Source organism: Kurthia populi (genome assembly GCF_042686175.1).
Taxonomy (GTDB): Bacteria; Bacillota; Bacilli; order Bacillales_A; family Planococcaceae; genus Kurthia; species Kurthia populi.
In genome coordinates, this window is sequence record NZ_JBHUOR010000024.1 from 22067 (window position 1) to 33470 (window position 11404).

9 protein-coding genes and 1 pseudogene are annotated in these 11404 nt (G+C 41.3%); all 10 read left to right on the top strand.

The window, feature by feature from the left end:
* The first annotated feature begins 170 nt into the window (after window positions 1-170).
* The 10 genes and pseudogenes from ACFSY7_RS04775 (at window position 171) to ACFSY7_RS04820 (ending at window position 11207) form a co-directional block, all read left to right on the top strand.
* Window positions 171-1745: a glutathione ABC transporter substrate-binding protein gene (locus tag ACFSY7_RS04775; protein WP_380147043.1), complete on the top strand. Its 1575-nt coding sequence runs from the start codon at window positions 171-173 to the stop codon at window positions 1743-1745.
* A 58-nt stretch (window positions 1746-1803) separates the two neighbouring features.
* The gene (gene nikB / locus ACFSY7_RS04780; RefSeq protein ID WP_126991329.1) at window positions 1804-2727 is read left to right on the top strand and encodes a nickel ABC transporter permease; all 924 of its coding nucleotides are present in this window, start codon (window positions 1804-1806) and stop codon (window positions 2725-2727) included.
* Between the two features lie 11 nt (window positions 2728-2738).
* Complete coding sequence (locus ACFSY7_RS04785) at window positions 2739-3620, top strand: ABC transporter permease subunit (RefSeq protein ID WP_380147045.1); 882 nt, start codon at window positions 2739-2741, stop codon at window positions 3618-3620.
* 11 nt (window positions 3621-3631) lie between these two features.
* Window positions 3632-4615: an ABC transporter ATP-binding protein gene (locus ACFSY7_RS04790; RefSeq protein WP_380147046.1), complete on the top strand. Its 984-nt coding sequence runs from the start codon at window positions 3632-3634 to the stop codon at window positions 4613-4615.
* Window positions 4608-5618: an ABC transporter ATP-binding protein gene (locus ACFSY7_RS04795; protein WP_380147047.1), complete on the top strand. Its 1011-nt coding sequence runs from the start codon at window positions 4608-4610 to the stop codon at window positions 5616-5618. The genes ACFSY7_RS04790 and ACFSY7_RS04795 overlap by 8 nt, the downstream gene beginning before the upstream one ends.
* 152 nt (window positions 5619-5770) lie before the next feature.
* On the top strand, window positions 5771-6874 hold the full coding sequence (locus ACFSY7_RS04800) for a sugar ABC transporter substrate-binding protein (RefSeq protein WP_126991333.1): 1104 nt from the start codon (window positions 5771-5773) through the stop codon (window positions 6872-6874).
* Between the two features lie 69 nt (window positions 6875-6943).
* On the top strand, window positions 6944-8464 hold the full coding sequence (locus ACFSY7_RS04805; protein WP_380147048.1) for an ATP-binding cassette domain-containing protein: 1521 nt from the start codon (window positions 6944-6946) through the stop codon (window positions 8462-8464).
* 12 nt (window positions 8465-8476) lie between these two features.
* Window positions 8477-9001 (top strand): annotated as a pseudogene (locus ACFSY7_RS04810) (ABC transporter permease subunit); the annotation flags it as partial.
* A 38-nt stretch (window positions 9002-9039) separates the two neighbouring features.
* Complete coding sequence (locus ACFSY7_RS04815) at window positions 9040-9525, top strand: substrate-binding domain-containing protein (protein WP_380147050.1); 486 nt, start codon at window positions 9040-9042, stop codon at window positions 9523-9525.
* A 95-nt stretch (window positions 9526-9620) separates the two neighbouring features.
* Entirely contained in the window at window positions 9621-11207 is a 1587-nt protein-coding gene (locus ACFSY7_RS04820; protein WP_380147051.1) for a hypothetical protein, read from the top strand.
* Window positions 11208-11404 lie beyond the last annotated feature (197 nt).

Here is an 11404-nt window from a genome sequence, read left to right on the forward strand (position 1 = left end):
CTATTAGGCGGTTTCTTTTTTTGTAATAAATAAAAAGTCTAAACAAAAACAGTGCTTTAAATAGTTAATTATTACCTTTTCGATTCATTTTGATTATAATTTCCATAATATAGGGTATCTAATAATATCATGATGATTCATGAAATTTGTTAGTGTGGGGGGAGAAATGATTGAAAAGGAGAACAAATTGGTTCGCACTTATAGCTTTAGTAGTGATGGCCGTTGTATTAGCAGCTTGTGGCGGAAGTGATTCTGGTTCGAATTCAGCGAATGAAAGTAGTGGGAAAAAAGCAGGCAAGGATTTAACGATTGCGGTCAATCAAAACTTCGTAACACTTGATCCGCAAGACTCGAACAATACTTTGGATAACTCGGTTCAACAAACGATGCTAGAGGGGCTAGTTGGCTTTGATAAGGATATGAAAATTATTCCGAAGCTAGCAGAGGACTATAAGGTGAATAAGGACGCAACAGAATTTACATTTATGTTACGTAAAGATGTGACGTTCCATGACGGGGAAGCTTTTAATGCGGAAGCTGTCAAAACAAATTTTGAGCGTGTATCAGATGAGAAAAATGGCTTGAAACGCTACTCATTATTCTCAAATATTGAAAAAATTGATGTGGTGGATGATTATACAGTGAAATTTACGCTTAAAAATTCATTCGCTTCAATGATTAATAATTTCGCTCATCCAGCTGGTGCGCTTCAAAGTCCGAAATCATTAGCAAGTGGTGATGATGTCGCGCGTAAACCGGTTGGTACAGGCCCTTATGTATTTGAGTCATGGGATTCAAGTGACATCATTAAAGTGAAAAAGAATGATAAATACTGGAATGGTGATGTAGCGGCCAATTCGATTACCTTTAAACCGGTTGTAGAAAATGGCTCTCGTACAGCGATGCTACAAACAGGCGAGGCTGATTTTGCATACCCCATTCCAACTGAGCAAGTAGAAACATTGAAAAAGCAAAATATTACGATTGAAAATACGGATTCGATTGTTATGAACTATTTATCAATGAATGTTAGTAAAGAGCCATTTAATGATCCGAAAGTGCGTGAGGCAATTACACACGCAATTAACAAAGAAGATTTAATTAAAGTAGTATACGCAGATTATGCAAAGCCAGCTACATCTGTCATTGCCGAAAAAACGCAATTCTACTCAAAGCAAGAGGACCAAAGCTATGATGTTGAAAAGGCGAAGGCACTCATGAAAGAAGTGGGCAAAGAAAGTGGCTTTGAAACAACGATTTGGGCTACAAATACGACAAACTACATTAAAGCGATGGAGTTTATCCAACAATCTTTAGCTGCAATTAATATTAAAGTTAAAGTAGAGCCAATGGAAAATGGTGCACTTGCAGATGCCTTGTGGGCAGTGGAAGATCCAAAAGATGCGAAGGTACAAATGTACTTTGGTGGGTGGAGTCCATCAACAGGTGAAGCAGACTGGGCGATTCGTCCGTTATTCTCATCTGATTCGTTCCCTCCAAACTCATATAACATCTCTTATTACTCAAGTAAAGAAGTAGATCAGGGCTTAAAAGAAGGTCTAGCTACTTCAGATGAAGGCGAGCGCCAAAAAATTTACGATGATGTACAAAAAACAATTTGGACAGATATGCCATGGGTGCCGATTTCAAATCCAGATAATATTTTCGGTAAGAAATCGAACTTAGAAGGCATTGTGTTACTACCAGATGGTGGATTAAGTGTGACAGAACTACAAATTAAATAAGAAAATAGCGGCGCTATGAGGAATCATAGTGCCCTTTTGTTCTGGAGGGGAGAACGGGATGCTGAAATTTATTTTGAAGCGTATTTTACAAATGATTCCGATTTTATTTGTCGTCACAATTGTTGTGTTCTTATTTGTGCATATGATACCCGGGAATCCTGCGCGAATTGTAGCGGGTGCAGATGCAGACCAAGCAACGGTTGAAATGATTGAAAAGAAGCTAGGTCTTGATAAGCCGATTGTCGAGCAATATTTCGTCTACATCGGTAATTTAGCGAAGGGTGATTTAGGTACGTCGTTAAAAACGAATGAACCTGTTTTACAAGAGATGAAATCCCGTTTTATGCCCACCTTTTGGCTGACCGTCTGGAGTATGCTTTTTGCGGTCATTGTCGGAGTAGGGATTGGCATTCTTTCTGCCATGAAACGGAATTCATTTTGGGATTACTTAGGCATGTTTGGGGCAGTTGTTGGGATTTCCATTCCTTCCTTCTGGTTAGGACTGCTATTAATGCAGTGGTTTTCCGTGAAGCTAGGCTGGTTCCCGACAACAGGGCTTGATTCCTGGCAGGGCTATGTACTGCCTTCGATTACGCTCGGTGTCGGTGTAGCCGCCATTATTGCGCGCTTTACCCGCTCCGCTTTAATTGATGTACTGAAGGAAGATTATATTCGGACAGGGCGCGCAAAGGGCTTTTCTGAAAGTAAAATCATGATTAGACAGGCGCTTAAAAATGCGATGGTGCCGGTTGTGACGATGACGGGCCTTCAATTTGGTTTCCTACTCGGTGGTTCGGTTGTAATTGAAACCGTATTTGGCTTCCCTGGTTTAGGGAGCTGGCTCATCGATGCGGTGGCAACGCGCGATTACCCGGTTATACAGGCAGAAATTTTATTGTTCTCGCTCGAGTTCTTATTAATTAATTTATTGGTCGATGTTATTTATGGTTTCTTAAATCCACAAATTCGCTATGACGATTAAGGAGGGGTTTTATGACAACAATTCAAGAAAATAAAGTAGCTGCTACACAACCCGCTTCGCCGTGGCGTGAATTTTGGAAGAAATTTAAGCGCCAGAAGCTGGCCTTTGCCTCCGCTATTTTTATTGTGCTGCTGTTCATTGTTGCACTTATTGGACCATGGATTGCACCGTTTGATTATACAAAGGCAGATTATAGTCAGATTCTGCAGGGACCTAACGGCAAGCACTGGCTCGGCACAGACGCTTTTGGTCGAGATATTTTGAGTCGCATTCTTGTCGGGACGCGCACAACGCTACTCGTTGGCCTGAGTGCGGTGCTTGCAGGGGCGATTATCGGAACGATTTTAGGGCTACTCAGCGGCTATTACGGCAAGTGGATTGATAGTTTGATTATGCGCTTTTGTGACGTGTTACTCGCATTCCCGGGGATTTTACTTGCGATTGGGATTATCGCAATTTTAGGACCTGGGATGATCAATGTTGTTGTGGCTGTTGGGATTTTTACGATTCCGATGTTTGCGCGGATTGTTCGCAGTAATACACTCGTGTATAAAAACTCATTATATGTAGAAGCCACGCGCTCGCTCGGGGCCGCGAATTTATATATTATTTTCCGTCACATCCTACCCGCGTCCTTTTCTAGTATTATCGTTTATTTCACGATGCGCTTAGGAACGGCGATTTTAACAGCCGCTAGTTTAAGCTTTTTAGGACTTGGTGCACAGCCACCATCACCTGAATGGGGCGCGATGCTGAGTGCTGGGCGCGATTATTTGACGACAGCACCGTATATTACGTACTTCCCTGGGATTGCGATTATGTTAACGGTGTTAGCCTTTAACTTATTAGGGGATGGCTTACGAGATGCATTAGATCCGAAAGTAAAAGATTAGGAGGAAACGACATGGCAGAAAAAGTATTAGATGTAGTGGATTTAGAAACGCATTTTATTAGCGATGGTAAGGTAGTTAAAGCAGTCGATGGCGTTTCCTTTCATCTTTATAAAGGGGAAACACTCGGCATTGTAGGCGAGTCCGGGAGCGGCAAGAGTGTCACATCGCTATCGGTGATGCAGTTGCTACGTAATACGCCAGGGAAAATTGTTGGTGGAACGATTCAGTTTGGCACATTAGACATTGCCCATGCATCGGATAAGCAAATGCGGAAAATCCGTGGCAATCAGATTTCGATGATTTTCCAGGAGCCGATGACCTCGCTTAACCCCGTTTATAAAATTGGGCGTCAGCTAACAGAGGGCATTATCCTACACAAAAATGTTTCGAAAAAGGAAGCGACACAGCGTGCACAACAGATGCTTGAGAAAGTCGGCATTCCGCGTGCAAAGCAAATTTTAAATGAATACCCGCATCAATTGTCTGGTGGGATGCGGCAGCGCGTCATGATTGCGATGGCAATGGCATGTGACCCAGAAATTTTAATTGCGGATGAGCCAACAACGGCACTTGATGTGACGATTCAAGCACAAATCCTTGAGCTAATGAATGAGCTTCGCGAAACGTCACAAACATCGATTTTAATGATTACGCATGATTTGGGTGTCGTAGCGGAAATGTGTGACCGGGTCGTGGTGATGTATGCCGGGCAAATCGTCGAGGAGGCACCGATTGAAGCACTTTTTGCACGACCAAAGCATCCGTATACACAAGGGCTTCTTGCATCGATTCCAAAGCTCGGTGAAGAGGTGGAGGAATTGACGTCTATTTCAGGAACGGTTCCGACACCGGAAACAATGCCATCAGGGTGCCGCTTCGAGCCGCGCTGTCCGTATGCGATGGCGCGCTGTAAGGAGCAAAATCCAGTGTTAAAAGCAGATGAGGACGGGCGCGTTTATCGCTGCTGGCTACAGGAGGAGGGGTCTCATGAGTGATGTGCTGGTTGAAGTCAAGAACTTAAAAAAATACTTTGGTGGTAAGAAATCATTATTTAATCGACATCCTGATACCGTCAAAGCGGTGGATAATGTGTCATTTGAAATTTATAAAGGCGAAACACTCGGCATTGTCGGTGAATCGGGCTGCGGGAAATCGACTACTGGTAAAATGATTATGAATTTACTAGAGCCTACAGAAGGTTCTGTCGTATTTCAAGGGAAGGACCTAACAGAATTGACAGGGCAAAAAGGCCGGGCAGCGCGTCAAAAATTCCAAATGATTTTCCAGGACCCGTATGCGTCACTGAATCCACGTATGACGGTGCGCCAGCTGCTAACAGAGCCGTTTAAAATTCATGGTATTGAGAAAAAGAATGAGCGCGCGAAAGTCAATGAGTTACTCGAGCTGGTGGGCTTAAATGCGTATCATGCGGACCGTTACCCACATGAATTTTCAGGAGGTCAGCGCCAGCGTATTGTAATTGCACGTGCGCTAGCACTTAATCCGGATTTAATCGTGGCCGATGAGCCGGTGTCTGCACTTGATGTATCGATTCAATCGCAAATTTTAAACTTAATGAAGAAGCTACAGCGCGAGCTTGGGCTCACGTATTTGTTCATTGCGCATGATTTGAGTGTTGTGGAGCATATTAGTGACCGCGTTGGCGTGATGTATTTAGGGAATATGGTCGAGCTGACCGATAAAAAATCGCTCTACCGCGAGCCGCTCCATCCATATACACAGGCGCTATTATCTGCGGTGCCTGTCGCAGATCCAACGGTGAAAAAGCAGCGTGTGATTTTAAAGGGTGATTTACCAAGCCCATCTGACCCACCGACGGGCTGTGTGTTCCATACACGCTGTCCATTTGCGATGACACAGTGTAAGCAGAATAAGCCAGTACTGCAAGATATTCGCGGGGACCAGCATTTTGTTGCCTGTCATTTATATAATGGGAGTGCAGAGTCAGAGGCAAAATTAAAGGAACAAATTTTATAAAAAGAAGAGGTATTGCGACAAGGCAATGCCTCTTTTTTTAGGTCAATGTTGAAAAATTCCATCAAATATTAAAAAAGTCATAATGAAAACGATTACATTTACTATTTTTTCCTCTTAAACTAAAGGTAGAGAATAATAAGGGGTGTGAAAAAATGAAAAAGAAGTGGAATCTACTTGTGATGTTATTAGTGCTTGTCGTAGGGGGTGTGCTAGCGGGTTGTGGTAATGGTAGTGGTGGCAATGTAGACATCGGCATCGTGTTACCAACGAAAGATGAGCCTCGCTGGGTACAAGATGAACAGCGCTTTAAAGATGCACTAAAGGATTCAGATTACACAACCGAAATTTTATTTAGTCAAGGGTCTTCAGCGAAGGAAAAGGAAAATGTGGAAGCCTTATTAAACAAAGGGATTAAAGTTCTTATTATTACACCACATGATGCAGCCGCTGCAGCTGCTGCAGTAGAAGCAGCGAAAAAAGATGATGTGACAGTGATTTCATATGACCGTTTAATTACAGATACCGATGCAGTTGATTACTATGTGACGTTTGACAGTATCGCTGTAGGTGCTGCACAGGCTCAATATTTAGTGGATCATGCAGAAGGAAAAGATGTACCGCTTTACTTATATGCGGGCGCGGCTTCGGATAATAATGCGTTTCTATTCTTCCAAGGAGCATGGGAAGTATTACAGCCAAAAATTGCGGATGGTACATTTAAAATTGCTAACTCAAGTGTGGCCGAATCAATGAAGGATAAAAAAGACTTATCACGCGCAGAGTTAGGGAAAGTGATTGGTCAGGTAACAACGAACTGGGATGCCAATGAAGCGAAAAATAAAGCGCAAACAAACTTAACAGCTGTCAAAGATGACATGAAGGGGGATGTCGCTGTACTTGCACCAAATGACGGCACAGCGCGTTCAATTGCTGATGTATTCAAATCAGATGGCGATATTAAAAACTATTTAATTACTGGTCAGGATGCAGAAAAAGCATCGATTCAATACATTATTGATGAAAAGCAATCAATGACTGTATTTAAGGACGTACGTACGCTTGTAAAAGATGCGATGGGTATGGCTGTTGATGTATTAGATGATAAAACACCAGAAACAACGGGTGAGTATGACAATGGCACGAAGAAAGTAAAAGCGAAGCAAACGGATGTCATTGTAGTCGATAAAGATAATGTACAAAAAGAGTTAATTGACTCAGGTTACTACAAAGCAGACGAATTCACAGGCTTGAAGTAGTTTCATAAGAACAAGTGGAATAGTGATGGCCTGTGCTATCACTATTTCTTTTTTAAAGGAGGAATTCGCATGGCAGATTATATTTTAGAAATGGATACTATTTCAAAAAGCTTCCCTGGTGTTAAGGCACTTTCTGATGTGAATTTCAAGGTGGAGCGCGGTGAAATTCATTGTTTAGTTGGTGAGAATGGTGCCGGAAAATCGACGCTTATGAAAGTATTAAGTGGTGTTTATCCGCATGGTGAATACGAAGGAGAGATTATTTACAACGGCAAAGCACAGCAATTCCGTGAAATTAGCGACAGCGTAAAGGTCGGTATCGGTATTATTTATCAGGAACTGGCGTTATTTCCGGACTTAACGGTTTATGAAAATATTTTTGCTGGCAATGAGCTAAAGAGTGGCCCGTTTATTAACTGGAATGAAACGATTACCGCTTCTAAAAAGTTGTTAGAAAAGGTGCGTCTACGTATTACACCGGAGACGATGATTCGTGACTTAAATGTTGGGCGTCAGCAGCTCGTCGAAATCGCCAAAGCGCTTAGTAAGGATGTAAAACTACTCATTTTAGATGAACCAACAGCCGCATTAAATGAAGATGACAGTGAAAACTTACTGCAATTACTGAAGGAATTGAAATCGCAGGGCATTAGCTGCATTATGATTTCGCATAAATTAAAGGAAGTTATTTCGATTGCTGATAAGGTGACAGTGCTACGAGATGGCAAGACAATCGGAACGATGGATGCGCAGACTGAAGAAATTACCGAGAATAAAATAATTCGTCGCATGGTTGGGCGTGATATTGAGGATATTTATCCGAAACGACCGAATCAACAAATTGGAGAAACCGTGCTTGCGGTGCGTGATTGGTCTGCCTATGATAGCAATTTGGATCGCCAAGTAGTAAAGGATGCACATGTCGAGCTGAAAAAAGGCGAAATCATCGGCATTGCAGGGCTGATGGGCGCAGGGCGTACGGAGCTCGCACTCAGTATTTTTGGTAATCCAAAGCATTATAAAATGCAGGGAGAGCTTGAGGTACTTGGTAAGAAGCGGAAGTTGAAGCATACGAGTGAGGCCATTAAAGCAGGAATTGCCTATGTGACGGAGGACCGTAAAGGGGATGGTTTATTTTTACTACAGGACATCCGCGAAAATATATCGGCCGCCAATCTACAAAAAATTGCGAGTGGTGGGACAATTAATGTCAACGAGGAAGTAAAGGTTGCACAGCATTATAAGCAGTCACTCAATATTAAGGCAAGTTCTCTAGAGCAGGAAGTAGGGAAGCTAAGTGGGGGCAATCAACAGAAGGTATCTGTTGCGAAATGGTTATTTACAGAGCCGAAGATTTTAATTTTAGATGAGCCGACACGCGGCATTGACGTCGGGGCAAAGTTTGAAATGTATACGATTATGAATGAGCTTGTTGATAAGGGCATGAGCATTATTATGATTTCCTCGGAGCTTCCGGAGGTGCTTGGGATGAGTGACCGCATTTATGTAATGGCAGAGGGTCGCATAAAGGGAGAACTTTCACGTAGCGAAGCAAATGAGGAAAATATTATGGCATTAGCGACACAATAGGAGGCGAAACAGATGAGTTTTTTCGGGGAACTAAAAACATTATTAAAGCAAAATATTCGTGAGTACGGGATGTATATCGCACTTGTTGTGATTATGTTGATTTTTACGATTTTAACAAATGGTTTATTTATGTCATCGCGCAATATTAGTAACTTATTAGACTCTGCAGGGTATATTGCGGTGCTTGCAGTCGGGATGACATTAGTAATCGTCATTCGTCATATCGATTTGTCGGTCGGCTTTTTAGCAGGTTTTCTCGGTGCTATCGCTGCGATTTTCCTGACGCGTATGGACTGGTCAATGTGGCTTGTTATTCCAATCATTTTATTAATCGGGATTTTAATAGGGCTTATTAGCGGCTTTTTAGTAGCAAAACTAGCGATTCCAGCCTTTGTTGTGACATTAGCAGGGATGCTGATTTTCCGCGGCGCGCTCCTACAAGTAACGGAGCAATCGGGGACGATTATTATTAAAAACGACCAGTTCAATGCCATTGGTAACGGCAATATTCCAGCAATTGCGGAAGTGGCGGGGCTTCAACGGACCATAATTCGCATTTGCTGAAAAAAGGTGCTATGAATGTACTTGCACCGCTTATACGAAGCGGCGACATTCGCATTCAGTATGATCAATGGACGAAAAACTGGCAGCCAAAAGAAGCCGCAAAAGGTATGGAGGAGGCGCTTCGTATTAATCATCATCAGATTGATGCAGTAATTGCCGCCAATGATGCGACAGCCTATGCGGCGATGCAGGTTATTAAGCAGCAGGGGATGACGAAAAAAATTGCTGTTATTGGACAAGATGCAGACGCAGTAAATATCCAGGCGATTCAGCAAGGAACACAGCTCGCAACCGTTTATAAACCTGTGAAAAAGCTCTCGAGTGTCGCTGCGAAAACAGCTGTATCAATGGCGAAAAAACAGAAAGTCGATATTACCGACTCTATCGATAATGGAAAAAATAATATTCCTTCTATTTTATTGGAGCCCATTTTAGTTACGAAAAAAAATATACAAAATACTGTTGTGAAGGATGGGTTTTATCAAGAAGATAAGTGAATGTAGTTATTTAGATATAGACGAGCTTATTATCGTGAAATAAGCTCGTTTTTTTATTTTTTTATACGCTCACGAATGTACATACATTTGAACGTATGCAAGTAGAAAAAGAAGTTGTATCGAATATGACGGAGACATATATTGAGCTATTAAATGTTTCAATAGGTCTTGCGTATTCATCTCCGGATTTTGATGCATTGACTGAGAGTTCAGCGTTTAGTGACAGTATGGCGGAGTATCAGCAGGCGATTCAGGCACAAAAACAATTTGAGGCACAGCAGCGTGAACTAGCGGAGCAAAAACGATTAGAGGAGCAGTATGCTAAGGCGCATCCAATTGAAACCTATTTGAAGGAGAGTTCAGAAGAGGTAGCGAAGGCCTGGGGGAAAGCAGTGAACTATATTGAAAACCTCCCGATTGATCAGCTTGTCGAACAGTATGGCTTGCCAGAGGGATTTAAGGCGCTAGGCAAAGCGGAGAAGGAAAAAATTCTTTTTCAAATGGGTATCATTGGTGCAGCAGGAAGTCTTATTAGTGATACGGCTATAGGGGCAGTTTCTACATATAATTCAATTGAGAACGCAGTGGACACAGCTACTCTAAAAATGGCCGGATTAAAGCCGCCTAAATACATGGAATACAAAATGGAGCAAGACAAAAAAGCCTTAACAGACACCTATAATCTAGTGGCCACAGAGGAAGGCCGCGCCCAACTAAAAGAGGGCGTCACAAAAATGATAGGGAACATAACCCAAAATATAAAAAATGGTGACTCCTACGCAATAGGTGGCTATGTATTTAATACAGCGACATTATTTATTCCAGGCGCAGGCCCCGCAGCCGGTGTAGCTAAAATGAGTACAACTGCCGGAAAAATTAGTAGTTCGGTTATCAAACAGGGAAAAGCTTTGAAGGCGGGTACTATTGTAGGTTCGATTTCGAAGCAGGCAGTGAGGAAATTTAATCAAGTAAAAAAAGCAGCTATAAACTCAACAAAAGATTTCTCAATACAAATCGCGAATGGAGCTATACTTACAGGTAAATTATTAAATGATAAGGTTAGTCTAGTTACTGTTGGGAACGTTCATAGCTCAGGAAATAGCTTAAAAGAAAAAAGTTCTAATTGGATTTCCAATATAAAAACGCTTGATTCAAAACTAGTTGTATATAAAGAAGATAATAAATATCGTAACTCAGAAAATGGCCAGTATATAAAAGAAGAGTTAGATCTTAGTAAAGATGTGGAAATTAGAGAACGACCCGAAAAAAGTTCGAAAAAAGAATCCTCAGTAAAAGAAATTATTAAAACGGAAGAGAACTCATCAAAGAGAAAAAGTAAGATGGAAATAATTCGAGAAACTTTTTCAACACCCGTGAAGGTTTCAAATCAAGATTTTGAAAAACTCTTATTAGAGATTAAACAACCAAGCTTGAAGGAGTATTTTAATGGGTTAATTACTTTTCGGAAATCAGAAGTAAACATTAATCATGATAAAATCAATGATTTACTGATAGCGATTCAAAATACAGAATTTAAGCCTAATGTAAAATTAACTGAAGATGATTTAAATCGTATTCGAGAAACTATGCGTTCAATTGGGATAGAAGATGAATATGATGCAATATTACGTAATGATCAGGTCATGAAGTATGGGACATATTATAAAAATAGAGTTGGGTAAGAACAATATAAATTAGAGAAGGCTGAATATTCTAAGGAAAATGACGCACCTCATGCCCATCATATACTTTATAAAAAAGGAAGAGGTGAATTTTATAAATGCTAATTTAAACGTGTACATATAAAATCACTTAAAGATGTACAAATTTACCATTAAATGTAACATACTAGAACTTGAGGTGAATAGTATGTACATAA